The following is a 26,801-nucleotide window of genomic DNA, read 5'->3' as shown; positions in this document are numbered from 1 at the left end:
AACAGAATGGGCGCCCGGCTCCTGTTCTGTTCGGAGCTCTTACCGACCGAGACGCGAAGGCGGAGCTCCATGCGGACGTTCGTCTACACATCCCATCCCGCGCGGGTGATCTTCGGCTCCGGTACCGTCGGCCGGCTCCGCGAGGAGATCGAGCGGCTCGGCCGGCACCGGGTCCTGCTGCTGTCCGGCCCGGACCTCGCGTGGGCCTCCGCGAAAATTCGTGAGGCGCTCGGTGACCTGGTGGCGGCCGAGTTCACCGGCGCGGCGATGCACACCCCCGTGGAGGTGACCGAGCGGGCGCTCGCCGTGCTGCGTGAGGCGTCCGTCGACTGCCTGGTCGCCGTCGGCGGCGGATCGACGACGGGCCTGTCGAAGGCGCTGGCGCTGCGCACCGGACTGCCGCAGGTGATCCTGCCGACCACCTACGCCGGCTCCGAGGTGACCCCCGTCCTCGGGGAGACCCGGGACGGCCACAAGGTCACCCAGTCCTCGCCCGCGATCCTGCCCGGAACCGTCGTCTACGACGTCGACCTCACGCTCGGCCTGCCGGTGCCCCTGTCGGTGACCAGCGGTGTGAACGCCCTCGCGCACGCCGTGGAGGCCCTGTACTCCGCGGACGCCAACCCGGTCACCGACGGCCAGGCCCTGGAGGCGGTCTCCCGGATCGGGCGGGCGCTGCCCCGCCTCGCGGCCGACCCGGCCGACCGGGACGCGCGCGCCGATCTGCTGCAGGCGGCCTGGCTCGCCGGTACCTGCCTGGCCACGGTCGGGATGGGCCTGCACCACAAGCTCTGTCACACCCTGGGCGGCAGCTTCGGCCTGCCGCACGCCCAGACCCACACCGTGATCCTGCCGTACGCCATGGCCTACAACGCAGCCGCGGCCCCCGACGCGATGCGCCGGATCGCCGAGGCCCTCGGCGTACCGGACGCCCCCGCCGGCGTACACGACCTGGTGGCGTCCCTGGGCGGCCCGACCTCCCTGCGCGAGCTGGGCATGGCGGAGTCCGATCTGACCCGCGCTGCCGAGCTGGCCGCCGCGACGCCGTACCCGAATCCGCGCGAGGTGACCGCCGAGGGTATCGCGGCCCTGCTGTCGGACGCCTGGCACGGACGCCGCCCTGCCGCCCGGCACACCGCTGCGGACCCCAGGCTGGCGCGGCTGACCGAGCAGGTCGTGGCGAGCTTCGCCGGCGCTCCCGACCCTCGGGTCGGCGCCCTGCTCGCCGATCTGGTCCGGCGCCTGCACGCCTTCGTGACCGACAACGACCTCACCGAGTCCGAATGGCAGTACGCGATCGACTTCCTCACCCGGACGGGACAGATCTGCGGGCCCACCCGGCAGGAGTTCGTGCTGCTGTCCGACACGCTCGGCGTGTCCAGCGCGGTGGATCTGCTGACGAATTCCCGCACCCCGGGCACCACTCCCTCCGCGGTCCTCGGCCCCTTCTATGTGGCGGGCCCGCCCGAGGTCCCGCACGGCAGCGACATCTCCGGCGGACTCGACGGCACCCCGCTGTGGGTGGAGACACAGGTGACGGACACGGCCGGCCGGCCCGTCAAGGACGCGGTCGTGGACGTATGGCAGTCCAACGAGGACGGGTTCTACGACGTGCAGCTCCCCGATCTCGACGGGCCGGTGCTGCGGGCCCGGCTGCGCACCGACGCCGAGGGGCGGCTCACCTTCTGGTCGATCCTGCCCGCGGCGTACCCGATCCCGGACGACGGCCCCGTCGGGCAGATGCTCGCGGCGGTCGGCCGCCATCCCTACCGTGCGCCCCATCTGCACTTCATGATCGACGCGCCCGGCCATCGCAGGCTGGTCACCCAGCTGTTCGTGGCGGGCGGCGCGTACCTGGACGGCGACACCGTCTTCGGCGTCAAGGACGAACTGATCGTCGACTACGCCCCGCAGACCGGACCCACCCCCGACGGCCGCCGTATCGACGGCGAGTGGCGCCGTCTGTCCCACACCTTCCGTATCGCCCCGTCGGCCGAGTGACCGAGGAGTGCCCCTCATGACCCGCCCCCACACCGCCGAATCCGGCGGCTACGACACCGACGTCCTGGTCGTCGGCAGCGGCCCGGCCGGTGGCTCGGCCGCCCTGCTCCTGGCCACGTACGGCATCGACACCCTGCTCGTGACGAAGTACGGCTGGCTGGCCAACACCCCCCGCGCACACATCACCAACCAGCGCACCATGGAGGTGCTGCGGGACCTCGGCGTCGAGCCGGAGGCACTGGCCGCCGGCAGCCCGTCCCACCTCATGGGCGACACGGTGCTGTGCACCGCGCTCGTCGGCGAGGAGATCGGACGGATCCGCAGCTGGGGCACGGGCCCCGCCTCGCTGACCGAGTACGACTCCAAGAGCCCCTGCAAGATGGTCGACCTGCCGCAGACCTATCTCGAACCGATCCTGGTGAGCAACGCGGCGGCCCGCGGCGCCAAGGTCCGCTTCGACACCGAGTTCCTGAGCTTCACCCAGGACGAGGACGGCGTCACAGCGCTTCTGCGCGACCGGGTCCGCGGCGACGAGTTCACCGTGCGCGCCCGCTATCTGGTCGGCGCGGACGGCGGGCGCAGTATCGTCGCCGAACAGCTGGACCTCCCGTTCGACGGCCGGATGGCCAAGGCGGGCAGCATGAACATCGTCTTCAAGGCCGATCTGAGCCGCTACTGCGCCCACCGCCCCAGCGTCCTGTACTGGGTGCTGCGGCCCGGCGCGGAGACGGGCGGCATCGGCATGGGCCTGGTCCGGATGGTCCGTCCCTGGAACGAGTGGCTGCTGGTGTGGGGCTACGACATCGACCAGCCGACGCCGGAGGTGGACGAGGCGGAGGCGCGGCGGATCGTGCGCGATCTCATCGGTGACGCCGAACTCCCGGTGGAGATCGAGTCGATCTCGCTGTGGACCGTCAACCACAGCTACGCCTCGGCGTATTCGTCCGGCCGGGTGTTCTGCGCGGGCGACGCGGTGCACCGTCACCCGCCGTCCAACGGACTCGGTTCCAACACCTCGGTGCAGGACGCCTACAACCTGGCCTGGAAGCTGGCCATGGTGATCCGCGGTGAGGCGGGGCCCGCGCTGCTCGACAGCTATACGGCCGAACGCGCCCCCGTGGGGCGGCAGATCGTCGAGCGGGCGAATCTGAGCCGCGACCAGTTCGGGCCGATCTTCGATGTGCTCGGCGTCGGCGCCGGGGGCGACGAGGGGGCCATCGCCGAGGGCCTCGCGGCGGTGCGGGCCGCCACCGCGGAGGGCGCCAAGCGGCGGCAGTCGCTGGAGGAGGCCGTCCAGCTGAAGAACTACGAGTTCAACGCGCACGGTGTGGAGCTGAACCAGCGCTATGTCTCCGGGGCCGTCCTCGCGGACGAGAGCCCCGCCGAGACCGGGGAGGACGACCCGGAGCTGGTGGCCCGGCCGACGAGCCGGCCCGGCGCCAAGGTGCCGCACGCCTGGCTCGTGGACGCCCGGGGCGAGCGGATCTCCACCCTCGACGTGGTCGGCAAGGGCGTCTTCACCGTGCTCACCGGTCTGTCGGGCGGCGTCTGGGAGGCGGCGGCCGAGGCCTGCCGGGACGAACTCGGCGTGCCGCTGCGGTTCGTGCGGATCGGCGACGCCGACTGCCGTGACGCGTACGGCGAATGGCGCCGGGTGGGCGAGGTCGCCGAGGACGGAGTGCTGTTGATACGGCCGGACGGCCATGTGGCCTGGCGGCGCACCGACGCCCCCGGCACCGAGGCCACGGCCCGGCAGGAGCTGACCGGCGCCCTGAGCCGGGTGCTGGGGCGGTAGGAGAGACGATGGACAAGCAGATCGCGACGGCCGCGGAGGCCCTGGCGGATGTGGTCGACGGGCAGTCCTTCGCCGTCGGAGGCTTCGGGCTGAGCGGAGTGCCCGAGGTCCTCGTCGGCGCCCTGTACCGGTCGGGGGCACATGACCTCTCGGTCGTCTCCAACAACTGCGGTGTGGACGGGCGCGGTCTCGGCGTCCTGCTCGCCGCGGGCCGTATCGCCCGGGTCACGGGCTCGTACATCGGGGACAACAAGGAGTTCGCCCGGCAGTACCTCGCGGGCGAGCTGGAGGTCGAGCTGATCCCGCAGGGCACGCTCGCCGAGCGGCTGCGGGCGGGCGGCTGCGGGATCCCGGCCTTCTACACCCCGGCCGGGGTCGGCACGCTCGTCGAGAAGGGCGGCCTGCCCTGGCGGTACGGAGCGGACGGATCGGTCGCGGTGGCCTCGCCGCCCAAGGAAGTCCGGGACTTCGACGGCGTCGAGTACGTCATGGAGCGGGCCATCACCACCGACTACGCGCTGGTCAGAGCCGCCCGGGGCGACCGTCACGGCAATCTCGTCTTCCATCGCGCGGCGCGCAACTTCAACCCGCTCGCCGCGATGGCCGGGCGGATCACCGTGGCCGAGGTGGAGGAACTGGTCGAGCCCGGGGAACTGGACCCCGACGAGGTGCATGTGCCCGGAGTGTTCGTGCAGCGGGTCGTGGCGCTGACGCCGCAGCAGGCGGCCGACAAGGCGATCGAGAAGAGGACGGTGCGCGAGCGATGAGACGGCATCATCCGTGGTCCATGGGAAAGGCGGTGCGCAGGCCATGAGCTGGAGCAGAGAGCAGATGGCCGCCCGGGCCGCGCAGGAGTTGCGGGACGGCGACTACGTCAACCTCGGCATCGGACTGCCCACGCTGGTGGCCGAGTTCCTGCCCCCGGGCGTCGACGTTGTCCTGCACTCGGAGAACGGACTGCTCGGGGTCGGACCGTATCCGGCCCCGGACGAGGTCGACGCCGACCTGATCAACGCGGGGAAGGAGACGGTGACCGTCCGGGCGGGGGCCTCCTTCTTCGACTCCTCGCTCTCCTTCGGCATGATCCGCGGCGGCCACATCGACACGGCCGTCCTCGGGGCGCTACAGGTGTCGGAGCGGGGCGACCTGGCCAACTGGGCGGTCCCCGGGAAGATGATCAGGGGCATGGGCGGCGCGATGGACCTCGTCCACGGGGCCCGCAGGGTCGTGGTGCTGATGGAGCACTCGGCCCGGGACGGGAGCCCCAAGATCGTCCCGGAGTGCACGCTGCCGCTGACGGGACGGGCGTGCGTGGACCGGATCATCACCGATCTGTGCGTCCTCGATGTGACCCCGTCCGGCCTCGAACTCGTCGAGACAGCCCCCGGAGTGACGGTGAATCAGGTGCTCGAGCGGACACCGGTCGCCGTCCGCCGCCAGTCCCGCAAGGAGCAACCATGATCGAGCGACCGCGTGACGTCTACGTCGTCGACGCCGTCCGTACCCCCGTCGGCCGTTACGGCGGCGCCCTGTCCGGCGTACGCCCCGACGACCTCGCCGCCGGAGTGCTGCGCGCCCTCGTCGACCGCAGTCCCGGCCTGGACCCGGCCCGCATCGACGACGTGCTGCTCGGCAACGCCAACGGCGCCGGCGAGGAGAACCGCGATGTGGCCCGTATGGCCGTGCTGCTGGCCGGGCTCCCGGTGAGCGTGCCCGGGGCCACCGTCAACCGGCTCTGCGGCTCGGGCATGGAGGCCGTCGTCCAGGCGGCCCGTGCCGTCGCCCTCGGCGACGCGTCCGTCGTGGTCGCGGGCGGCGTCGAGTCCATGAGCCGCGCGCCCTGGGTGCTGCCCAAGCCGGAGCGCGGCTTTCCCGCGCGGGACCAGCAGCTGTACTCGACCACCCTCGGCTGGCGCCTGGTGAACCCGAGGATGCCGCGCGAGTGGACGATCCCGCTCGGTGAGAGTGCGGAACTGGTCGGTGCCAAGTACGGCATCACCCGCGAACAGCAGGACGCGTTCGCGCTCGCCAGTCACCGCAATGCCGCACGCGCCTGGCGCGATGGCCTCTACGACGGAGAGGCCGTCTCCGTCGAGGGGGTGGACCTGCCACGGGACGAGAACATCCGTGACACCACCTCGGCCCAGGCGCTGGCGGCGCTGAAGCCGGCCTTCCTCGCGGACGGTACCATCACCGCCGGCAACTCCTCACCGCTGAACGACGGAGCGGCCGCGCTGCTGCTCGCCGACGAGGACGGACTCGCCGCGATCGGCCGCGAGCCGCTGGCCCGGGTACGGGCGGCGGCGGTCACCGGCATCGACCCCCAGTACTTCGGACTCGGCCCGGTGGACGCCATCCGCAAGGTGCTCGACAAGGCGCACGTCGCCGCGCCCGCGCTGCACACGGTCGAGCTCAACGAGGCGTACGCGGCCCAGGCGCTGGCCTGTCTGGCGGCGCTGCCGGAACTCGACCCGTCGGTCGTCAACCCGCGTGGCGGCGCCATCGCCATCGGTCATCCGCTGGGCGCCTCGGGTGCCCGGATCGCGGGCGCGGTGGCCCATCAGCTGGCCGCGGCGGGCTCCGGGACGGGGCTGGCGGCGCTCTGCATCGGGGTCGGTCAGGGGCTGGCGCTGGTCCTGGAGCGCTGACGCGGTCCCGCCGTGGGCGTGGCCGCGTCAGGCGGCCGCGCGGCGCACCGCGGCCGGGGTCGTGCCCAGCCGGGCACGCATCACCCGCGTCAGATGCTCCTGATGGGAGAACCCGCAGTCGGCGGCGATCTGCCCGATCGGCCGGGACCCGGTGCGCAGCATCCGGCAGGCCTGCTCCAGGCGCAGCCGGAGGAGGTACTGATGCGGGGACTGCCCCGTACTGGCCCGGAACTGCCGGGTGAACTGGCTGCTGCTCAGCGAGGCCGCGGCGGCCAGGTCAGCGATCGGCAGCGGTTCGGCGAGCCGCTCCCGCATGAGATCCCGTACGGCCGACAGCTGCCGCCCCGACAGCCCCGACAGCCCCGCCGGCACGGACGGCGGCTCGGCCGGGCGTGCGGCGTGGCACCGTACGAGCTGTGCGGCGAGCATGCCCGTCAGATGGTCCACATAGGTCCGGGCGGACGGCTCCCAGTGTCGCACGGCACCGTCGAGTGCGAGCACGAGCTGCTCGGTGAGCGGATCCGTGGCACCCAGCTCCTCGGTCAGCTCCACGGGACGGCCGTCATTGGCCTCCCGTAGCGCCTGGTCCGCCAGATAGGCGTGCACCGTGTCCAGCCGGCCGTCGAGCTCGACGGAGAGCGTCCGGCCGGCCGGCTGGAGAAACAGTCCGCCGGCGGGGATCTTCCCCGAGCGTGCCGCGGCTCCGTGTCCCCTGCGTACCGTGACGGGCCCGCTGAGGTGCAGGATCACCAGATGGGTGGGGGCGGGCCCGAAGTCCGCGCGATAGGACAGCTCCTCCTGGGACGAGACATACAGCCGCTCCCAGCCGAGCCCCGCGCTGCTGCCGCGGGGCCGTACGCCGGGCTGCCGAAGGATCCCCACCGTGTCGGCGAGTCCCAGTTCCGCCATGGTGCGACCTCCTCGCGCCCCCTCGGTTGATTGAACATTGAATCACGATGGGGTGAACGCGTCGAGGGCCGGGACGGCCGGGCTCAGCTCCGGTACAGCGCCGACACCTCGGTCTCGTACGCCTTCTCGATCGCCTTGCGCTTCAGCTTCAGCGAAGGAGTGAGCAGCCCGTGCTCCTCGGTGAACTGGTGGGCGAGGATACGGAAGGTGCGGATCGACTCGGCCTGCGAGACCAGCGTGTTCGCGGCCACCACGGCCCGCCGCACCTCGGTCTCCAGATCGGGATCGCGCACCAGCTGGGCCGGGGTGAGCCGCGGTTTGCCGCGCATCCCGAGCCAGTGCTCCACGGCCTCGGAGTCGAGGGTGACCAGCGCGGCGATGAAGGGGCGGTCATTGCCCACGACGATGCACTGGGCGACCAGCGGATGATCCCGTACCCGCTCCTCCAGCGGCCCCGGCGAGACGCTCTTGCCGCCGGAGGTCACCAGGATCTCCTTCTTGCGCCCGGTGATGGTGAGGAAGCCGTCCTCGTCCAGCAGGCCCAGGTCACCGGTGGCGAGCCAGCCGTCGTGCAGGGACTGGTCCGTGGCCTTCTGATTGTTGAGGTAGCCCTGGAAGATATGGCCGCCGTGCAGCCAGATCTCGCCGTCGTCCGCGATGTGCACCGTGGTGCCGGGGATGGCCTGGCCCACCGTGCCGTAGCGGGTGCGCCCGGGCGGATTCGCCGTCGCGGCCGCCGTCGTCTCCGTGAGCCCGTAGCCCTCGTAGATCTGCACGCCCGCGCCCGCGAAGAACAGCCCGAGCCGGCGGTCCATCGCCGAGCCGCCGGACATGGCGTGCCGCACCCGGCCGCCCATCGCCGCACGGATCTTGGTGTACACGACCTTGTCGAAGAACTGGTGCTGCATCCGCAGGCCCGCCGAGGGGCCGGGGCCGACGCCCCACGCCTTCGCCTCGATCGCGTCCGCGTACTTCACGGCGACCTCGACGGCCTTCTCGAAGGGCCCGGAGCGGCCCTCCTTCTCGGCCTTGCGGCGGGCCGCGTTGAAGACCTTCTCGAAGATGTACGGCACGGCCAGGAAGAAGGTCGGCTTGAACGCGGCCAGGTCGGGCAGCAGCGCCGCCGCGTTCAGCTGGGGCTGGTGGCCGAACTTGACCCTGCCGCGGAAGGCCGCGACCTGCACCATCCGCCCGAAGACATGCGCGAGCGGCAGGAACAGCAGGGTGGCCGCCTCATCGCCCCTGCGGGAGTGGAAGACCGGCTCCCAGCGCTCGATGACCGTGTCGGCCTCGAACATGAAGTTGCCGTGCGAGATCACACAGCCCTTGGGGCGGCCGGTGGTGCCGGAGGTGTAGATGATGGTCGCCGTGGTCTCGGGGGTGACCGCCTGCCGGTGCCGGTGCACCACCTCGTCCTCGAGATGCGCGCCCGCGTCGTACAGCCCCTGCAGGGCGCCGACGTCCAGCTGCCACAGCCGGTGCAGCTGCGGAAGGCGGTCGATGACGGTCGCGATGGTCATCGCGTGGTCCTCGTGCTCCACCATCGCGGCCGACACCTGGGCGTCGTGCAGCATCCAGAACACCTGCTCCGCCGACGAGGTGGGGTAGATCGGCACCACCTCGGCGCCGATGGTCCACAGCGCGAAGTCGAACAGCGTCCACTCGTAGCGGGTACGGCACATGATCGCGACCCGGTCCCCGAACCGGATCCCCTCGGCCAGCAGACCCTTCGCCAGGGCCAGGACCTCGTCCCGGAACTCGGCGGCGGTCACATCACGCCAGTGCCCCTCCTCGTCCTTGCGGCCGAGGGCGATACGGAGTGGATCTTCCTGGGCATACTCGAAGACGACGTCGGCCAGACCGCCCACCGGCGGCGTCGACGCCGACGGAGGGTTGGTGAACTCGCGCAATCCCCGCTCCTTGTGGCGCTCCGCACAGCGCCGTGAAAGCTACCTGAGAGGACGGCGGGGCGGGAGGGGGGTCGGAAACCCGCGGGCAGGGCACAAATCGCTCAGGTCGGCCCCGGAAAATATGTGCAGAAGGGTAAGGATCGGACGAAATTCCTTACGGTGCCGAAGTTACCGGCCCGGCAATCTCCACGGAATCTGTACGACGCGATTACCGCCCCGCTCACCCTACTCGCCAGTAGTGCTGGGTGCTGAACCGGGGTCCGCGATCATCGATCCAGCTGCTCAGCCCCGCTGTGCCGCTGTCTTCCTCAGCGTGCGCGGCCTCGCTTCTGTCACTGGCCCGAAGCGGCCCGCCGGCGGCTACCGACGGTGCAGCCGGTCCCCGCTCGCCAGGATCGCCGCCGCCAGCGCCCGGGCCGTGTGCTGCGCCGGGCCCGGGCGCTCGCCCTGGACCAGAACGAAGTCGATCTCTCCCAGGTCCGGCAGGCCCGCCCGCTCCGGAACCGGCACCAGCCCCGGCGGCACCAGCCCCCGGGAGTGGGCCATCACACCGAGACCGGCCCGGGCCGCCGCGATCAGACCGTTGAGACTGCCGCTCGTGCACGCGATACGCCAGGCACGCCCCTGCTTCTCCAGCGCTTGAAGGGCACGTGCCCGGGTGATGCCCGGGGGCGGATAGACGATCAACGGCACCGGACGGTCGGGGTCCAGCCGCAGCCGCTCCCCGCCGATCCACACCAGCCTGTCGTGCCAGACCAGCTGGCCGCGCGGATCCTGGGGGCGCCGCTTGGCCAGCACCAGATCGAGCCGGCCCGCCGCGAGCTGCTCGTGCAGGGTGCCCGACAGCTCGACCGTCAGCTCCAGGTCCACCTCGGGATGGTCGTAGCGGAAGCGCTCCAGGATCTCCGGCAGCCGGGTCAGCACGAAGTCCTCCGAGGCGCCGAATCGCAGCCGGCCGCGCAGCCGGGTGCCCGTGAAGAACGCCGTGGCCTGCTCGTGCACCTCCAGGATCCGGCGTGCGAAGCCGAGCATCGCCTCGCCGTCCTCCGTCAGCTGGACGGAGTGTGTGTCCCGGGCGAACAGCGGGCGCCCGGTCGTGTCCTCCAGCCGCCGCACATGCTGGCTCACCGTGGACTGGCGCAGTCCGAGCCGCCGGGCGGCCTGGGTGAAGCTCAGCGTCTGGGCCACCGCCAGGAAGGTGCGCAGCTGGGCAGGGTCGTACACGTCTTCGAGGTTATCGCGGAACGCGATGACAGTCAGAGCGGTGTATGGGATTCCCGATCGATCACCGCAGGGGGACGATGGAGAGGGCACGACCGTGTCCGAGCCCGGACGTACAGCGAACGTAAGTGGAGCACCGTGAAACGCCTGCGATGGCCGCGTTGGATGCCCGTCGATCCCTACATCGTCCTGCTGCTGGGGACCGTGGGGCTTGCGGCCCTCCTCCCGGCGCGGGGCCTGGCCGCGCCCGTCGCCTCCGGCGCCTCCACGGCCGCCATCGCCTTCCTCTTCTTTCTGTACGGCGCCCGGCTCTCCACCCAGGAGACACTGGCCGGACTGAAGCACTGGCGCCTCCACGGCACCGTGCTGGCCTGCACGTTCGTCGTCTTCCCGCTGCTCGGCCTCGCCGCCCGCGGCCTGGTGCCGGTACTGCTGACCCACAGTCTCTACACCGGTCTGCTCTTCCTCACGCTGGTCCCGTCGACCATCCAGTCGTCGATCGCCTTCACCTCGATCGCCCGGGGCAATGTGCCCGCCGCGATCTCCGCGGGCTCCTTCTCCTCCCTCGCCGGGATCGTGCTCACCCCGCTGCTCGCGGCGGCGCTGCTCGGCAACAGCGGCGGCGGGTTCTCCGCGGACTCGCTCGTCACGATCGTGCTGCAACTGCTGGTGCCGTTCCTCGCGGGGCAGCTGCTGCGGCGCTGGATCGGCGGCTTCATCACCCGGCACAAGAAGGTGCTCGGGCTCGTCGACCGCGGCTCGATCCTGCTGGTCGTCTACGCCGCCTTCAGCGAGGGCATGGTCCAGGGCATCTGGCACCAGGTGAGCCCGCTCAGGCTGGGCGGCCTGCTCGTGGTCGAGGCGGTCCTGCTCACCGTGATGCTCGCCCTGACCTGGTACGGCAGCCGGGCGCTGGGCTTCAGCCGGGAGGACCGGATCGCGATCCAGTTCGCCGGGTCCAAGAAGTCCCTCGCCTCCGGGCTGCCCATGGCGAGCGTCCTGTTCGGCGCACACGCCTCCCTGGCCGTGCTCCCGCTGATGCTCTTCCACCAGATGCAGCTCATGGTGTGCGCGGTGATCGCCAAGCGCCGGGCGCGCGACGCCGAGGGGCCGGCGGTCAGCCCCGGGACAGCCGCAGCGCCACGAACCGCGGTCGGTACAGGGACACGTTCCGGCTGAGGTTCGTCTGCGCCGCGCCACCCGTCGCGTCCAGCCAGTTGACGTCGTAGCTGAGCACCAGCCTGCCGTCGCCGCCCAGCTCCGGATGCGCCTGCGGGTTGTACGCGGCCACCTCGCCCCGGGGCAGTGGCGCGAGCAGCCCCCGCCCCGGTCCGTGCCAGGGGCCGGTGGGCGCGCACGCCCAGTAGGAGGTGACCGTGGTCAGCCCCCGGGCGCCGGTGGCCATGGTGAACAGCACATAGGTCCCCTCCTCGCGAACCACCGTGAACGCGCTGGCCACGCCGGTGCCGCGCCCGTCGCCCAGGACGGCCCCGAGCCGCTGCCGGGACGTCCAGGCAGCGCCGTTCCAGTACTCCCAGGCCGTGGGGTCGGCCAGCCGGCCGCGCTCCACCCGGGCCAGATAGGCCCGGGAGGCGGGGCGTCCGGCGGCCCGGGCGTCGTCACCGCCGAAGACGTACGTCCACGCCCCGTCGGCCGTCGTCGTCGTGCCGAACAGCACCCGCCGGGACGGGTCGGGGATCCCCCGCTGGTCGAGGATCCGCACGACGCTCTCGACCCGCAGGTCCGGCAGGGACAGCGTGGCGACCTCGGTGGCGGCGGGGACCCCGTAGATCCAGGGGTACGTGCCGGTCGTACGGGTCCACAGCAGGACCCGGACGACCTGCTCGGCGGAGCCGGGGGAGCGGGGCTCGACCTGTGCCGCCACCGGCCAGCGCCACTGACCGGGCGCGGGGTCGGGGAACAGCGGCGCGGGCAGCGTGCGCTCCAGCCGGCCCGCACGGGACATCACGACGGCCGAGTTGCGTACCAGCGGTGTCGAGACGTCCCGCCAGGCGTACGACTCGCCGACGGGGTTGGGCGGGCCGTGCACCGGGCCGAGATAGGTGTCCGAGAACAGCCACAGCACCCGCCCGTCCGGCAGCCGCACCGAATGGGTGCCGTCGCCGCCGGTCCAGTCGTCGGTGCGGGCGGGGTCGTCGCCGTACCGCGTGAACTCGGCGTCCAACGCGGTGTCGGCCGTCCAGGAGGCGGGGGTGCGCGAGGTGCAGCCGCCGCCCTCCCGGTCGTGGTGTGGGAGGGCGGTGAGCAGCACGGCCGCGCAGACCAGGGCCAGGACCAGGCCGAGCCCGGTCCCGGCCCGCAGTCGTGCCGTGGTGTCGTCGGACACGCCCGGGACGTTAGTGGCTGCCGCTCACCCGGTCCATGGGCAGCCACACCACCGCGTCCCGGGCCGACACCCGGGCACCGGTGTGCAGCGCGGTGATCTCGTCGTCGCCGAGCGCCCGGTCGTAGACCCGTACGTCGTCGATCGCGCCGGTGAAGAAGGCCCGGCTGTCCATCCGCTGGCCGATGTGCACTCCGAAGGGGGAGTTGCGGCTCACGGAACCGGGCACGTCCGCGGTGCTGAGCTCGGTGTCGTCGATGAACAGCGTGAGCCGGCCGCCGCCTCGGCGCAGCGCCAGACGGTGCCACTGGCCGTCGTTGTACGCGCCGGACGTGCGCACATACGCGGACTGCGGGGCCGACGCTCCGTCGCGGACCGTGATCAGGCCCTGGATGCGGTTCGAGGCGGGCTCCCCGCGCAGCCACACCTGCGGCTGAGAGGTGCCGATGCCGCCCATCCAGAGCAGGGGCTGTTCACCGGTCGTCGCCGTGTAGCGGAACCACAGCGAGGCGGTGAAGTCCTTGTCGCCGAGCGGCAGTCGGGACTGGTACGGCAGGCGTACGGCGTCGTCGGCGCCGTCGAACTCCAGGGCACCGCCGAACACCCCGTCCGTCTGTCGCGCGCCGCCCAGGACCGCAGCCGGCCGGGTACCCGGGGTCTGGTCGGGTGTGGTCGGGTCGGGGCCGCGGCGCGGTTGCAGCCAGTCCTCGGTGAAGCGGGCGAAGCGGATCTCGTCCCGCGCGTCGACCGCGCCGCCCTCGTAGACGAGTCCCACGGTGTCCCCGTCGGCACGGACCAGGTCCGAGTAGCCGGACCAGTCCGTGGTGACGACGGTGCCGCGGTCCACGCTGTCCCAGGTGCGTCCGCCGTCGTACGAGGAGCGGATCATCATCGTCCGGCGGCGGTCGGGGTCGCCGGGGCAGGCCAGCAGGATGCGGTCGCCGAGACGCAGCATCGAGCCCTGCACCTGGGGTGCGTACAGGTCCGGCAGATCGCGGAAGGGGGCGACGAAGCTGCTGCCGCCGTCGCGGCTGACGGCCTGGGTGCGATGGCCGAGGTCGGTGCCGTCCTGCTCGCGCCCGCTGACGAGGATCGAACCGTCCTGGCGTTCGGCGAGGGTGAGTTCGGACGGCTTCTGACGGAAGGTGCCGTCGTCCGCGATCGGCCAGGAGTCGGTGGCGCCGACGTTCCAGTGGTCGCCGCCGTCGTCACTGGTGATGAGCGCGGCGTGGTTCGCGGTGACCCGGCTGCCGTTCCAGGTCTCGGCGTTGACGCCGAAGACCAGGCGGCCCGCGTGCCGGCCGTGGGTGAGCTGGATGCCGTGCACGGGCCCGGTCGCGTACCAGGAGTTCCAGTTCGCGGGCAGGATCTGCGGGCTCAGATCCTGCGGCGGCGACCAGCTCAGCCCGTCGTCGTCGCTGTACTGCAGATGGGGGGTTCGGTCGCAGGGCACGGAGCAGCTCGCGCTGCCCGTGCGGCCCGTGTTGTAGGTCTCGGCGAGCAGGATGCGGCCCGTCTTCCGGTCGACGAGGGGGGCCGGGTTGCCGTGGGTGTCCCCGGCGCCCTCGTTGACGACCTGCAACGGGCCCCAGGTGCGGCCGCCGTCGGTGGAGCGCTTGACCACGATGTCGATGTCGGCCGCGTCACCGCAGTTGAGCACGCGGCCCTCGGCGAAGGCGAGCAGGGTGCCCTTCGCCGTCCTCACCACGGCCGGGATGCGGAAGCAGGCGTAGCCGGGATCCTGCGAGGCCTTGAAGAGCACCTGTTGTTCGAACCGACCCTCGCTCGGGGCCGGTTGCGCGCCCGCCGGGCTGGGCAGCGCGAGGAGCGCGGCGGTGGTGAGGACGGCGGTCAGGGTCGATCTGAGTCGTGCACGGAGACTTGACGGCATGGTGCGGCCCGCCCTTCATGCGTCTGGACTCAAGCGTCTGGACATACTGGACATCCCATGTCCAACGTGCGAGCCACAGACGGTACTTGGGGTCTCAACCACCCCACAAGAAGCGTGCAGGACCCATGTTCCCCGCTCGGGGCGGGGGAACCGTCGGGGAGGTCAGGGGCGCAGCACCACCTTGCCGAGGTTCTCGCGCGACTCGATCACCGAGTGCGCCTTCGCCGCCTCCTCCAGCGGGAACTCCCCGTGGACGACGGGCCGCAGCGCCCCCTCGTCGAACAGCCGCCACAGCTCCCGCCGCCACCGCTCGTACAACTCCGGCTGACCGCGGGCGATCCGCGCCATCTGGAACCCGGTCACGGTCTTCGCGCCCGCCAGCAGGTCGTACGCCTGAAGGGTGCCGCCGCCCGAGCTGTACACCACGAGCCGGCCGCCCGGGGCCACGGCGGCCAGGGCCGGGGTGAGCAGGGTGCCGCCGACCGCGTCCAGGGCGTAGTCGACGGGCTCGCCCCAGTCGGGGGTGTCGTACGTGACCACCTCGTCGGCGCCGAGCGAGCGTACGAACTCCGCCTTGCCGGTGCCCGACACGGCGCCCACGACGCGGGACGCGCCGCGTGTCCGGGCCAGTTGGACCGCGAGATGGCCGACGCCGCTCGCGGCCCCCGTGATCAGCGCCGACTCTCCCGGCTCCGGGCGGGCCGCGGACAGCGCCCCGAGCGCGACCAGTCCGCTGCGGACCAGTGCGACGGCGTCGACGGCGGTCGCGTGACCGGGCACCGGGGAGGCCATGGTCTCGTGCAGTACGGCGAAGTCGGCGTACCCGTGCCCGAAGCACAGTCCGGTGACGCGGTCGCCGGCCCGGAAGCGGGTGACGCCGTCGCCGACCGCCGTCACCTCGCCCGCGATCTCCCCGCCGAGCGGGATCGGCTCGGCGGCCTCGGTCACCTTGCGCACGACCGGCAGGGTGACCCCCACGGCCTCGCAGCGCACCAGGAGTTCGCCGGGGCCCGCCGAGGGCGCCGGGGCCTCCTCGACGAACAGGGGGCCGTGGGCGGATTCGTAGCGCACGCGGCGCATCGCACCTCCAAGAGTCGTTGGTGGTCCCAACGGTATCTCATTTCGTTGGGGATCCCCATGACTTTTCGTTAGGCTGCTGCCATGGCCGCCGAACCTCCCCTGACCGCGATCCGCTCCCTCCCGAGCTGGCTCCTCGGCCGCGCCGCCGCCCGTGGTCGTGCCCTGGTGGCCGAGGCGCTCGCCGCCGAAGGCCTGAAGATGTGGCACCACGTGGTGCTCTCCGCGGTCCGCGATCTCGCCCCGGTCGCCCAGGCCGACCTCGGCCGCGGCATCGGACTCGACCCCAAGGACCTGGTCGGCGTCCTCAACGACCTGCAGTCCGCGGGGCTCGTGATGCGCGCGCCGGACCCCAGGGACCGGCGCAAGAACGCCGTGTCGCTCACCCCGGACGGCGGACGGCTGCTGGAGCGCTGCGAGAGGGCCGCCCGCCAGGCCAACGACACCCTGCTCGCGCCGCTCTCGGCGGCCGAACGCGACCGTTTCATGGATCTGCTGATCCGGATCTCGGGCACGGAGGGCTGACGACGGCTAACGTTCCGTCATGACCGCACCTCTCACACTCGATCCCGCGCGCACCGCGCTTGTGCTCGTCGATCTGATGGACCGCATCGTCGCGCTGCCGCTGGAGCCCCGCAAGGGCACCGAAGTCCTGCACGCCGCCGAGGAGTTGGCGCAGACGTTCCGCGCGGCCGGCGCGCTCGTCGTGCTGATCCGCGTCGAACGCCCCATGGTCGCCGAACAGCCGCCCGGCAGCGGACTGGCCGACGGCCTGCTCAGGAACGGCGACCTGGAGGTGGTGAAGGGGACGATCGGCGGCTTCCACGGCACCCAGCTCGACGAGCACCTGCGGCAACGGGGCGTCACCACCCTGGTGTTCGGCGGGATCGCCACCAACCTGGGCGTGGAGTCCACCGCCCGCGCCGCCGCCGACCTCGGCTATGCCCTCGTCTTCGTCGAGGACGCCATGGCCGCGTTCACCACCGCCGAGCACGAGGCGTCGGTCCGGCTCGACTTCCCGCGTCTGGGATCGGTCGTGACGGCCTCGCAGGTGCGACTGACCACGGGGTGACCGGCCCGGCCTCCACCGCCTGCGGTGGCACGGCCGTCAGACCAGCAGACCGCCGCCGTCCACGACCACCACCGAGCCGGTGCTGTAGCCGCCGCGCATCAGATACAGATACGCCTCCGCGACATCGTCCGGCGTCCCCACCCGCCCCACCGGGAGCGAGGCGGTGGCGGCCTCGAAGAGCGCGTCCCGGTCCTCCCCGGTCATCCCCCGCCACAGTTCGGTGCGGACCAGACCGGGGGAGACCACGTTCACCCGGACCGGGGCGAGCTCCAGGGCCAGCGCCCGGGTGAGCGACTCCATCGCGCCGCACAGACTCGCGGCCACGGTCGTGCCGGGCAGCGGCCTGCGCCCCGCGGTCCCCGTGGTCAGCACCACGGAACCGCCCTCGCGGATCCTGGGGGCCCCGTGCTTGACGGCCGTGTACGCGCCCCACAGCCGGGTGTCCAGAAAGCGCCGCGCCCGCGTCAGATCCGACTCGGCCAGGCTCTCCATCAGCAACGACTCACCGGCCGTGTAGACCAGGTGGTCGAAGTCCCCGACCGCCGCGAAGAAGGCGCGCACCGCGTCCTCGTCGGTGGCGTCGAGCGCCCGGCCCCCGGTGCCCTCCGGCAGCCGCCGCAGCGCGGCGTCCACGTTCTCCTGCCGCCGTGAGGCGACCACCGCCTCCGCCCCCTCCCGCGCGGCCGCCTCCGCGACCGCGAGTCCGATGCCCGACGTGCCGCCGACGACGACGATCCGCTGTCCTTGCAGGCCCATACCGGTGCCCCTTTCGTACTGGTCCGACGTGATCCAGCCTGCGCCCGCCGCCACCCCGCCGTCCAAGACCTCTTCCGGCGGTGGCGATACCCTGAAGGCATCGCCACCCGGCGACGGAAGGGGGCCGGCCATGGACCTCGACCTGCGGAAGGTCCGCTATTTCACGGCGGTCGCCGAACAACTGCACTTCGGGCGCGCGGCCGAGAGCCTGCACATCGCCCAGCCCGTTCTCAGCCGTCAGATCCGGGCCCTGGAGAAGGACCTCGACGCCACGCTGTTCCGACGGGACAGCCACGGGGTCGCCTTGACGGCGGCGGGACGTCAGCTCCTCGACGACGCACGGAACCTGCTCGCCGCCGCGGACGCCACCCGCCGCCGGGTGCACCGGGTCGCACGCGGCCCCCGGCGCCTCGTGGTCGGGTTCCGTGCGGGGGTGGTGGTCACCGGGGCCCTGCGCACGTTCGGCGCCGCTCATCCCGAGATCCAGGTACATGCTCGGAGAGTGGAATGGGACGACCAGGAAGAGCTGATCCTGGACGGCACCGTCGATGTGGCCTATGTGCGCCGCCCGGTCCGGGAGCGGGGCCTCGGCCTGCTCCCGCTGTTCAGCGAGACCCGGGTCGCGATGCTGCCCGCCGGTCACCGGTTCGCGGACAAGCAGGAGCTGTCCCTGGCCGACCTCGCGGACGAACCCCGGCTCACCTACGCCCAGCCCGGCCCCGACGACCTGCCGATCCGCACCATCGAGGAGAAGTTCGAGTGCGTGGCGGCGGGCACCGGCATCACCCTGGTGCCGGAGTCCGTCGCCGAGCAGTACTCCCGCCCGGACATCACCTATGTTCCCGTGCCCGACGCCGAGCCCGACGAGGTCCTCCTCGCCTGGGAGGCGAGCCGCCGCTCACCCCTCATCGCCGCGTTCGCCCGGGTCGCCCAGGAACGGGGCTGAGACGGGGCCCTTGCGGCGCAGGGGGCGCTCCCCGCCGGTGGGGGCCCCGCCGCCGTGCCGCGGGGAGCCGGTCAGCCCTGGGCGGCCGCGGTCCGCAGGGTGATGCGGTCCTCGCCCGCGTACACGTTCATGGAGCTGCCCCGCAGAAAGCCCACCAGCGTCAGACCGGTCTCCGCGGCCAGGTCGACCGCCAGCGACGAGGGCGCCGAGACCGCCGCCAGCACCGGGATGCCCGCCATCACGGCCTTCTGCGCCAGCTCGAAGGAGGCACGGCCCGAGACCAGCAGCAGAGTCCGGGAAAGGGGCAGGTCCCCGCTCTGCAGGGCGCGCCCGACCAGTTTGTCGACCGCGTTGTGCCGGCCCACGTCCTCCCGGATGTCGAGCAGCTGCCCGTCCTCGGTGAACAGCGCCGCCGCGTGCAGCCCCCCGGTCCGGTCGAAGACCCGCTGGGCGGCCCGCAGCCGGTCGGGGAGGCTCGCGAGCAGCTCCGGGTCCACCCGGACCGGGGGGTTGTCGGCGATGGGCCGGCGAGCCGTCGTACGGACCGCGTCCAGGCTCGCCTTGCCGCACAGCCCGCACGACGAGGTCGTGTAGACATTGCGTTCGAGGGTGATGTCGGGGATGACCACGCCCGGTGCGGTCTGCACGTCCACCACGTTGTACGTGTTCGATCCGTCGACGGTCGCCCCGGCGCAGTAGACGATGTTGCGCACTTCGTCAGCCGCGCCGAGCACGCCCTCGCTGACCAGGAATCCGGCCGCGAGCGCGAAGTCGTCGCCCGGGGTGCGCATGGTGATCGCGAGCGGCTTGCCGTTGAGCCGGATCTCCAGTGGCTCCTCCGCGACGAGCGTGTCCGGGCGGGTGGAGACCGCGCCGTCCCGGATGCGGATCACCTTGCGTCGTTCCGTGACTCGTCCCATGTTCTGATCAGCCCCGGTTCTGTACGTGCTGGTAGCCGAAACGGCCCTTGATGCAGAGGTTGCCGTGGGTCACCGGGTTGTCGTGCGGGGAGGTGACCTTCACGATCTCATTGTCCTGCACGTGCAGGGTGAGATTGCAGCCCACACCGCAGTACGCGCACACGGTCGTCGTACGCGTCTGCGCCGACTCGTCCCAGGTACCCGCGGCGCGCCGGTCGAACTCCGACTTGAAGGACAGCGCCCCGGTGGGGCACACCTCGATGCAGTTGCCGCAGTACACACACGCCGACCCGGTCAGCGGACCGTCGTGCTCGACCGCGATACGGGCGTCGAAGCCGCGCCCGGACACGGCGATCGCGAAGGTGTTCTGCCACTGCTCGCCGCAGGCGTCCACGCACTTGTAGCACAGGATGCACTTGTCGTAGTCGCGCACATACAGCTCGTTGTCGATCCGGGGCTGCTCGCCCAGCCGGGCCGCGTCCGGGCCGAAGCGGTCCGGCTCCGCGCCGTACTCCTTCAGCCACTCGGCGGCCCTCGGGGTCGTCGACAGATCCACCGAGGACGCGAGGAGTTCCAGTACCAGCCTGCGGCTGTGGCGGACGCGCTCGGTGTCGGTCCCGACCTCCATGCCGGGCTCCGCCCTGCGCGAGCAGGCCGGCACCAGGGTGCGCGCGCCCTCGACCTCGACGACACAGACCCGGCAGGCGTTCTTCGGGGTGAGCGTGTCGCCCTGGCAGAGGGTCGGGACGTCCTTCCCGGCATCCCGGCAGGCGTCCAGGATCGTCGAGCCCTCGGGCACCCTGACCGGCTGCCCGTCGAGGGTGAACTCGACCAGCCGGCGCGGCACCCCGAGCGGTATCGCGGTCATTCGTACGCCCCCAGACGGTCGACTGCGGATTCCACGGCGTTCCACGCGGTCTGTCCGAGACCGCAGATCGAGGCGTCCCGCAGGGCCCGGCCCACGTCCCTGAGCAGCGCGATGTCCTCGGCGGCCGCCGCGCCCGTGCGCTCCACGATCCGCTGCAGCGCCTCCTGCTGCCGCACGGTCCCCACCCGGCAGGGCACGCACTGTCCGCACGACTCGTCGCGGAAGAACTCGGCGATCCGCAACAGCAGCCGGGGGAGCGGCACGGTGCCGTCGAATGCCATGACGACCCCCGAGCCGAGCGTGGTCCCCGCCCGGCGGGTGCCTTCGAAGGTGAGCGGGATGTCCGTTTCGTCGGGACGTACGAAGCCGCCGGCCGCGCCGCCCAGCAGCACGGCCCGCAGCCCCGGCCGCACCCCGGCAAGCTCCAGCAGCCCGCAGAGGGTGACGCCGAACGGCACTTCGTAGACGCCCGGCCGTGCGACGCTCCCCGAGACACAGAACAGCTTGGGCCCGGTGGAGTGCTCCGTGCCGATGGCCGCGTAGGCCCTCGCGCCCTGGGTCAGGATCGGCAGGACGTTGACCAGCGTCTCCACGTTGTTCTCGACGGTGGGCTTGCCGAACAGCCCCTTCTCCACCGGGAACGGCGGCTTGCTGCGCGGCTCGCCCCGGTACCCCTCGATGGAGTTGAACAGGGCGGTCTCCTCACCGCAGATGTACGCGCCCGCGCCCCGGCGGATCTCGATGTCGAAGGCGTACCCCTGGCCGAGGATGTCGTCGCCGAGCAGACCCCGCGCGCGGGCCCGGCCGATCGCGTGCTCCAGCCGGTGCAGCGCGCGCGGGTACTCGCCGCGCAGATAGATCCAGCCCCGTTGCGCACCGATCGCGTACCCCGCGATCGTCATCGCCTCCACCAGCGCGTACGGGTCACCCTCCATGATCACGCGGTCCTTGAAGGTGCCCGGCTCGGACTCGTCGGCGTTGCACACCAGGTGATGCGGGCGATCGGGCTGGGACGCCGTGGCCTGCCACTTGCGGCCGGTGGGGAAGGCGGCGCCGCCGCGCCCGACCAGACCCGAGTCGGTCACCTCGCGGATCACCCCGGCGGGGCCCAGCGCGAAGGCCCGGCGCAGGGCCGCATAGCCGCCGTGGGCGCGGTAGTCGTCCAGCGAGGCCGGGTCGACGACGCCGACCCGGCGCAGCAGGATCAGCGAGGGGTCGCCGGCCTGGGGAACCGCCCGCCGCGCCGGGGGCTCCCGCGGCGCCGAGTCGGGAGCGCTCGCGGCGAGCACGGCGGCCCGCACCGTCGTCGGCGCCGACACCGCTGTACACACCGGATCCCCGGCCCTGATCGCGAGCGCCGCCGGAGCGCGTTCGCACAGGCCGAGGCAGGGGGCCCGCTCGACGCCGACACCGCTGCCGGGCCCGAGCCGGGCCTCGATCCCCGCGCACAGCGCGTCCGCCCCGGCAGCCGTGCAGGCGAGGTCCGTGCAGACATGGAGCACGGTCGCGGGCCGCGGCGCGACCGAGAACATCGCGTAGAAGGTGGCGACCCCGTACGCCTCGGCGGGCGGCACCGTCAGCCGCCGGCACAGATAGTCCAGGGCGCCCGCGCTGATCCAGCCGATCCGGTCGTTGATCGCGTGCAGCCCCGGCAGCAGCAACTCGCGGCGGTCCCGGGCGGCGCGTCCGCCGCGGGCCCACCTGAGGTCCGTCTCGGTGCGGTCGGCACCCTCCCACGCCGACTCGGGAGGGCCGAGCAGGGCGTCGACGGCCGCCCGTTCCTCGGCCGTCGGCTCGCTGTCGCCGAAGTGCAGGTCCACGCCATCACCTCACACGGGTCGTCGCCGGAAGCTTCTCGATACGGATCGCCGACGCCTTGAACTCCGCCGTGCCCGCGATCGGGCAGTTGGCCTCGATCGTCAGCTGGTTGGTGTCCACCTCGTCGGGAAAGTGCATGGTCATGAAGGCGAGTCCGGGCCGCAACGCCGGGTCGATCCACACCGGCGCCACCACCGACCCCCGCCGCGAGCTCACCCGGACGTCCTCGCCGACGACCACCCCGTAGCGCTCCGCGTCCTCCGGGCACAGCTCGACACTCTCGCCGCGCCGCAGCGGGGAGGCGAAACCGCCGCTCTGCACCCCGGTGTTGTACGAGTCCAGCCGCCGCCCGGTGGTCAGCCGGATCGGGAACTCCTCGTCCGTGAGATCGACGGGCGGATCGTGCCGGACCAGACCGAAGGGCGCGAGGGCGCCGCGCTCGGCGGGGTCCGCCGCCCACAACCGGTCGTGCAGATAGCCCGGTTCGAGACCGTGGGTGCTCGGGCAGGGCCACTGGATGCCCTGGTGCTCCTCCAGACGCGCATAGGTCATCCCGTAGTGGTCCGGGGAGACCGACCTCAGCTCGTTCCAGACCGCCTCGGTGTCGGCGTACTTCCAGTCGTGGCCGAGGCGGGCCGCCAGGGCGCAGAGGATGTCGATGTCCTCGCGGGCCGCGCCGGGCGGGGTGACGGCACGCCGTACGCGCTGCACCCGCCGCTCGCTGTTGGTCGTCGTGCCGTCGGTCTCCGCCCAGCCGGCGGTCGCGGGCAGCACCACATGCGCCAGTTCGGCGGTCTTGGTGAGGAAGATGTCCTGTACGACGAGGAAGTCGAGCGCCCGCAGCCGCCGTACCGCCTGCTCGCTGTCCGCCTCCGACTGCGCCGGGTTCTCGCCGATGCAGTAGACGGCCCTCAGCGTGCCGTCCTCCATCGCCTCGAACATCTCCGTGAGGTTCAGCCCGTAGTGCGGCTGGATCACGGTGTCCCAGGCGGCCTCGAACTTGTGCCGCGTCCCGGGGTCCAGGATGTCCTGGAAGCCGGGCAGCCGGTTGGGGATGGCGCCCATGTCGCCGCCGCCCTGCACGTTGTTCTGGCCGCGCAGGGGCTGCAGGCCCGATCCGTAGCGGCCGACATGGCCGGTCAGCAGGGACAGGTTGATCAGCGCGCGCACGTTGTCGGTGCCGTTGTGGTGCTCGGTGATGCCGAGGGTCCAGCACAGCTGGGCGCGCTCGGCGCGTGCGTAGGCGTGCGCCAACTCGCGGACGGCGCGGGCCGGTACGCCCGTCACCTTCTCGGCGAGCGACAGCGTCCATGGTTCGACCAGCTCGCGGTACTCCTCGAAGCCGGAGGTCGCCCGCTCCACGAACGTCTCGTTGACCAGCCCCGCGTGGATGATCTCGCGGCCGATCGCGTGCGCCATCGGGATGTCGGTGCCGACGTTCAGGCCGAGCCAGCTCTCCGCCCACTCGGCGGTCGTGGTGCGGCGAGGGTCGACCGCGTACATCCGGGCGCCGTTCCTGATCCCCTTCAGCACGTGCTGGAAGAAGATCGGGTGCGCGAAGCGGGCGTTGGAGCCCCACATCACGATGACGTCGGTGTGCTCGATCTCCTCGTACGACGACGTACCCCCGCCCGAGCCGAAGGCGGCCGACAGGCCCGCGACGCTCGGGGCGTGGCAGGTGCGGTTGCAGGAGTCGACGTTGTTGGTGCCCATGACGACCCGGGCGAACTTCTGCGCCACGTAGTTCATCTCGTTGGTGGCGCGGGCGCAGGAGAACATCCCGAACGCGCCGCGGGCCGCCGCGAGTCCGCGGGCGGTACGGTCCAGCGCCTCGTCCCAGCTCGCCTCGCGGAACGGCTCGTCGCGAGAGTCCCGGACGAGCGGGCGGGTGAGCCGGGTGTAGGTCCTGGGTTCTCGTTTCCTCATGCGGCGCTCCTCAGCGCGAGCAGGTCCGAGATGGCGTGCACGGTGCGCAGGGTGGGCACCTCGACGCCGGTGATCTGCGCCAGTTCGACGACGGCGGCGAGCAGGACGTCGAGTTCGAGCGGTCTGCCGCGCTCCAGGTCCTGGAGCGTGGAGGTGCGGTGGTCGCCGACGCGTTCCGCGCCCGCGAGCCGCCGTTCGATGGAGACGCCGACCGTGCAGCCGAGGGCCTCGGCGACCGTCAGGGTCTCGGTCATCATGGTCGCGATGACGCTGCGGGTGCCGCCGTGCACACACATCTGCCGCATGGTCGCGCGGGCCAGCGCGCTGATCGGGTTGAAGGAGATGTTGCCGAGCAGCTTGAGCCAGATGTCGTTGCGCAGGTCCGGCTCCACCGGGCACTTGAGCCCGCCCGCCCGCATCGCCCCGCTGAACTCCGCAGAGCGCGCCGAGACGCTCCGGTCGGGCTCGCCGACGGAGAACCGGGTGCCTTCGAGATGGCGTACGACCCCCGGGCCCTCCAGTTCGGTCGCCGCGTAGACGACGCAGCCGATGGCCCGTTCGGGCGCGAGCACCGCACTGACCGCGCCGCCCGGGTCCACGCTCTCGACACGGCGGCCGTCATGGGGGCCGCCGTGTCGGTGGAAGTACCACCAGGGAATGCCGTTCTGGGCGGCCACGACCGCCGTGGTGTCGTGCAGGAGCGGCGCGATCAGCGGCCCGCACGCCGCGTACGCGTGGGCTTTGAGGCCCAGGAGGACATAGTCGGCCGGGCCGACGTCGGCCGGGTCGTCGGTGGCGTGGACGTGCGCGGTGAAGTCGCCGCGAGGGCTGAGCACCTGGACGCCGTGCCGCCTCATGGCCGCCAGATGCGGTCCACGGGCGATGAGATGCACATCGGCGCCCGCACGGTGGAGCGCGGCGCCGGCGTAGGCGCCGATCGCACCGGCGCCGAGGACTGCGACTTTCACGGGAACACTCCGTTCGGTCGAGGGAGTACCGCGGAGGTGGGGGACGTCGGATCGACAAGGAGCGTCGATGAAGAAGTGCCGACGAAGGAGCGCCGAAGCGTGTCGACGAAATATTGTCTACAGTATGGAACTTGCCTCGGCAAGGGTCCGCGCAGGCACACCGCTCGACACGACCGTTCGCCGCGCCCTGGATACCGTTCACCGCATACCGTCGACGCGACGGGTTCTCAACACCCGCCCCGCTGCCTACCGTTCGAGCCCATGAGCCCTCCCATCGCGCCCCCGGGATGGAGCCGCTGGCTGGTGCCGCCCGCCGCTCTGTCCGTCCATCTCTCCATCGGCCAGGCGTACGCCTGGAGCGTGTTCAAACCGCCCCTGGAATCCGCGCTCCACCTCAACGGCACTGAAAGCGCCCTGCCGTTCCAGCTCGCCATCGTCATGCTCGGCCTGTCCGCCGCGTTCGGCGGCACCCTCGTCGAACGCAACGGGCCACGCTGGGCGATGACCGTGGCCCTCGTCTGCTTCTCCTCCGGCTTTTTGATCTCCGCGCTCGGCGCGGCGAGCGAGCAGTACTGGCTGATCGTCCTCGGCTACGGGTTCGTCGGCGGTATCGGTCTCGGCATCGGCTACATCTCGCCGGTCTCCACACTCATCAAGTGGTTCCCGGACCGGTCCGGCATGGCCACCGGCATCGCCATCATGGGCTTCGGCGGCGGCGCGCTCATCGCCTCGCCCTGGTCGGCGCAGATGCTGCAGTCGTTCGGCTCCGACCACTCCGGGATCGCCCTCGCGTTCCTGGTGCACGGGCTCGTGTACGCCGTCTTCATGTCGCTGGGCGTTGTGCTGGTGCGGGTGCCGCGCAGCGAGCAGCCCGTGGGGGACGGGCCGAGCGTCGTCGACGGTGTGCAGGTCTCCGCCCGCAGCGCCGTGCGCACCCCCCAGTTCTGGTGCCTGTGGGTCGTCCTCTGTATGAACGTGACCGTCGGCATCGGCATCCTGGAGAAGGCCGCGCCCATGATCACGGATTTCTTCTCGGACACCTCGACGCCCGTGTCGGTTTCCGCGGCCGCCGGCTTCGTCGCCCTGCTGTCGGCGGCGAACATGGCTGGCCGCATCGGCTGGTCCTCGGCCTCCGACCTGATCGGCCGCAAGAACATCTACCGCGTCTATCTGGGCGTGGGCGCGCTGATGTACCTGCTCATCGCGTCCTTCGGCGACTCCTCCAAACCCCTGTTCATCCTCTGCGCGCTGGTGATCCTCTCCTTCTACGGCGGTGGTTTCGCGACCGTCCCCGCCTATCTGAAGGACCTGTTCGGGGCCTACCAGGTGGGGGCGATCCACGGCCGGCTGCTCACCGCCTGGTCGACCGCGGGAGTCCTCGGGCCGCTGATCGTGAACTGGATCGCGGACCACCAGAAGGCGGCCGGGAAGCACGGCCCGGATCTCTACGGCCTGTCGTTCATGATCATGATCGGTCTGCTCGTGATCGGATTCATCGCCAACGAACTGGTCCGGCCCGTCCACCCCCGCCACCACCTCTCCGCACCGAAGGAGGCCGCCGATGGTCGGCGAGAGCAGCCCGCCTGAGCGGCGGGCCCTGACCGTCCTCGCCTGGCTGTGGGTGGGGGCACCCCTGTGCTGCGGCCTGTACGAGCTGGTACTGAAGGCGAAGCAACTGATCAGCGGGTGAACCGCCGCAGGAGCCTTGGGCGGGGGTGCCGTGGATGTTCG

At 71.9% G+C, this 26,801-nt stretch carries 23 protein-coding genes; 11 read left to right on the top strand and 12 right to left on the bottom strand.

Annotated elements, in window-relative coordinates; translation table 11 throughout:
* Positions 1-69 precede the first annotated feature (69 nt).
* From AB0L95_RS20015 to AB0L95_RS19995, 5 genes are read left to right on the top strand one after another with little or no spacing between them, the layout of a single operon-like run.
* Positions 70-2,001, top strand: coding sequence for a maleylacetate reductase and hydroxyquinol 1,2-dioxygenase domain-containing protein (locus tag AB0L95_RS20015; protein ID WP_365163042.1), 1,932 nt, complete (start codon positions 70-72; stop codon positions 1,999-2,001).
* Positions 2,002-2,017: 16 nt separating this feature from the next.
* Entirely contained in the window at positions 2,018-3,796 is a 1,779-nt protein-coding gene (locus AB0L95_RS20010; RefSeq protein WP_365163041.1) for an FAD-dependent monooxygenase, read from the top strand.
* A gap of 8 nt (positions 3,797-3,804) precedes the next feature.
* Positions 3,805-4,563, top strand: a complete 759-nt coding sequence (locus AB0L95_RS20005; RefSeq protein ID WP_365163039.1) for a CoA transferase subunit A — start codon at positions 3,805-3,807, stop codon at positions 4,561-4,563.
* 43 nt (positions 4,564-4,606) lie between these two features.
* Positions 4,607-5,257, top strand: coding sequence for a CoA transferase subunit B (locus AB0L95_RS20000; RefSeq protein WP_365163037.1), 651 nt, complete (start codon positions 4,607-4,609; stop codon positions 5,255-5,257).
* The gene (locus tag AB0L95_RS19995) at positions 5,254-6,444 is read left to right on the top strand and encodes an acetyl-CoA C-acyltransferase (protein ID WP_365163035.1); all 1,191 of its coding nucleotides are present in this window, start codon (positions 5,254-5,256) and stop codon (positions 6,442-6,444) included. Before AB0L95_RS20000 ends, AB0L95_RS19995 begins: the two co-directional genes overlap by 4 nt.
* 27 nt (positions 6,445-6,471) lie before the next feature.
* Here AB0L95_RS19995 and AB0L95_RS19990 read toward each other — a convergent pair whose 3' ends face one another.
* From AB0L95_RS19990 to AB0L95_RS19980, 3 genes are all read right to left on the bottom strand, one after another.
* Entirely contained in the window at positions 6,472-7,353 is an 882-nt protein-coding gene (locus AB0L95_RS19990) for an AraC family transcriptional regulator (RefSeq protein WP_365163033.1), read from the bottom strand.
* 83 nt (positions 7,354-7,436) lie between these two features.
* The gene (locus AB0L95_RS19985) at positions 7,437-9,263 is read right to left on the bottom strand and encodes an AMP-dependent synthetase/ligase (RefSeq protein WP_365163031.1); all 1,827 of its coding nucleotides are present in this window, start codon (positions 9,261-9,263) and stop codon (positions 7,437-7,439) included.
* A 360-nt stretch (positions 9,264-9,623) separates the two neighbouring features.
* Positions 9,624-10,487, bottom strand: a complete 864-nt coding sequence (locus AB0L95_RS19980; protein ID WP_365163029.1) for a LysR substrate-binding domain-containing protein — start codon at positions 10,485-10,487, stop codon at positions 9,624-9,626.
* 135 nt (positions 10,488-10,622) lie between these two features.
* On the opposite strand from AB0L95_RS19980, the gene AB0L95_RS19975 reads away from it, so the two are divergent.
* Positions 10,623-11,663, top strand: coding sequence for a bile acid:sodium symporter family protein (locus AB0L95_RS19975; protein ID WP_365163027.1), 1,041 nt, complete (start codon positions 10,623-10,625; stop codon positions 11,661-11,663).
* On the opposite strand, the gene AB0L95_RS19970 is transcribed toward AB0L95_RS19975, so the two are convergent.
* The 3 genes from AB0L95_RS19970 to AB0L95_RS19960 all read right to left on the bottom strand — a co-directional run bounded on the left by AB0L95_RS19970 (position 11,602) and on the right by AB0L95_RS19960 (position 15,799).
* Positions 11,602-12,831: a hypothetical protein gene (locus AB0L95_RS19970; protein WP_365163026.1), complete on the bottom strand. Its 1,230-nt coding sequence runs from the start codon at positions 12,829-12,831 to the stop codon at positions 11,602-11,604. The genes AB0L95_RS19975 and AB0L95_RS19970 overlap by 62 nt on opposite strands.
* 10 nt (positions 12,832-12,841) lie before the next feature.
* On the bottom strand, positions 12,842-14,719 hold the full coding sequence (locus AB0L95_RS19965) for a sialidase family protein (protein ID WP_365163024.1): 1,878 nt from the start codon (positions 14,717-14,719) through the stop codon (positions 12,842-12,844).
* A 162-nt stretch (positions 14,720-14,881) separates the two neighbouring features.
* Positions 14,882-15,799: a zinc-binding dehydrogenase gene (locus tag AB0L95_RS19960; protein WP_365163022.1), complete on the bottom strand. Its 918-nt coding sequence runs from the start codon at positions 15,797-15,799 to the stop codon at positions 14,882-14,884.
* Between the two features lie 81 nt (positions 15,800-15,880).
* Here AB0L95_RS19960 and AB0L95_RS19955 point away from each other — a divergent pair, with 81 nt between their 5' ends.
* Positions 15,881-16,321 (top strand): MarR family winged helix-turn-helix transcriptional regulator, encoded by a 441-nt coding sequence (locus tag AB0L95_RS19955; protein WP_365163020.1) that lies wholly within the window; start codon positions 15,881-15,883, stop codon positions 16,319-16,321.
* Between the two features lie 19 nt (positions 16,322-16,340).
* Positions 16,341-16,868 carry an isochorismatase family protein gene (locus AB0L95_RS19950; RefSeq protein ID WP_365163018.1) on the top strand — a complete coding sequence of 176 codons (528 nt, stop codon included), beginning with the start codon at positions 16,341-16,343 and terminating at the stop codon, positions 16,866-16,868.
* Between the two features lie 36 nt (positions 16,869-16,904).
* Here the strand turns inward: AB0L95_RS19950 and AB0L95_RS19945 are convergent, their stop codons facing one another.
* Positions 16,905-17,624: an SDR family oxidoreductase gene (locus AB0L95_RS19945; RefSeq protein ID WP_365163017.1), complete on the bottom strand. Its 720-nt coding sequence runs from the start codon at positions 17,622-17,624 to the stop codon at positions 16,905-16,907.
* A 130-nt stretch (positions 17,625-17,754) separates the two neighbouring features.
* On the opposite strand from AB0L95_RS19945, the gene AB0L95_RS19940 reads away from it, so the two are divergent.
* The gene (locus tag AB0L95_RS19940) at positions 17,755-18,570 is read left to right on the top strand and encodes a LysR substrate-binding domain-containing protein (RefSeq protein ID WP_365163015.1); all 816 of its coding nucleotides are present in this window, start codon (positions 17,755-17,757) and stop codon (positions 18,568-18,570) included.
* Positions 18,571-18,641: 71 nt separating this feature from the next.
* Here the strand turns inward: AB0L95_RS19940 and fdhD are convergent, their stop codons facing one another.
* Genes fdhD through AB0L95_RS19915 form a run of 5 tightly spaced genes read right to left on the bottom strand, consistent with a single transcriptional unit; the run spans position 18,642 to position 25,070 of the window.
* Positions 18,642-19,490, bottom strand: a complete 849-nt coding sequence (gene fdhD, locus AB0L95_RS19935) for a formate dehydrogenase accessory sulfurtransferase FdhD (protein ID WP_365163013.1) — start codon at positions 19,488-19,490, stop codon at positions 18,642-18,644.
* Positions 19,491-19,497: 7 nt separating this feature from the next.
* Positions 19,498-20,358: a 2Fe-2S iron-sulfur cluster-binding protein gene (locus tag AB0L95_RS19930; protein WP_365163012.1), complete on the bottom strand. Its 861-nt coding sequence runs from the start codon at positions 20,356-20,358 to the stop codon at positions 19,498-19,500.
* Positions 20,355-22,178 (bottom strand): NAD(P)H-dependent oxidoreductase subunit E, encoded by a 1,824-nt coding sequence (locus AB0L95_RS19925; RefSeq protein WP_365163010.1) that lies wholly within the window; start codon positions 22,176-22,178, stop codon positions 20,355-20,357. The genes AB0L95_RS19930 and AB0L95_RS19925 overlap by 4 nt, the downstream gene beginning before the upstream one ends.
* Before the next feature lie 4 nt (positions 22,179-22,182).
* Positions 22,183-24,102, bottom strand: a complete 1,920-nt coding sequence (locus tag AB0L95_RS19920) for a molybdopterin-dependent oxidoreductase (RefSeq protein WP_365163008.1) — start codon at positions 24,100-24,102, stop codon at positions 22,183-22,185.
* On the bottom strand, positions 24,099-25,070 hold the full coding sequence (locus tag AB0L95_RS19915) for a 2-dehydropantoate 2-reductase (RefSeq protein WP_365163007.1): 972 nt from the start codon (positions 25,068-25,070) through the stop codon (positions 24,099-24,101). The genes AB0L95_RS19920 and AB0L95_RS19915 overlap by 4 nt, the downstream gene beginning before the upstream one ends.
* Before the next feature lie 261 nt (positions 25,071-25,331).
* Between AB0L95_RS19915 and AB0L95_RS19910 the strand changes: the two genes are divergently transcribed.
* Both AB0L95_RS19910 and AB0L95_RS19905 read left to right on the top strand, forming a co-directional pair.
* Positions 25,332-26,657 carry an OFA family MFS transporter gene (locus AB0L95_RS19910; protein WP_365163005.1) on the top strand — a complete coding sequence of 442 codons (1,326 nt, stop codon included), beginning with the start codon at positions 25,332-25,334 and terminating at the stop codon, positions 26,655-26,657.
* Complete coding sequence (locus AB0L95_RS19905) at positions 26,632-26,760, top strand: hypothetical protein (protein WP_365163003.1); 129 nt, start codon at positions 26,632-26,634, stop codon at positions 26,758-26,760. The genes AB0L95_RS19910 and AB0L95_RS19905 overlap by 26 nt, the downstream gene beginning before the upstream one ends.
* The last annotated feature ends 41 nt before the right edge of the window (positions 26,761-26,801 follow it).

Origin of the sequence: Streptomyces sp. NPDC052036 (assembly GCF_040680495.1) — a bacterium.
GTDB lineage: Bacteria > Actinomycetota > Actinomycetes > Streptomycetales > Streptomycetaceae > Streptomyces.
This window is presented reverse-complemented; position numbering and strand designations above follow the sequence as displayed.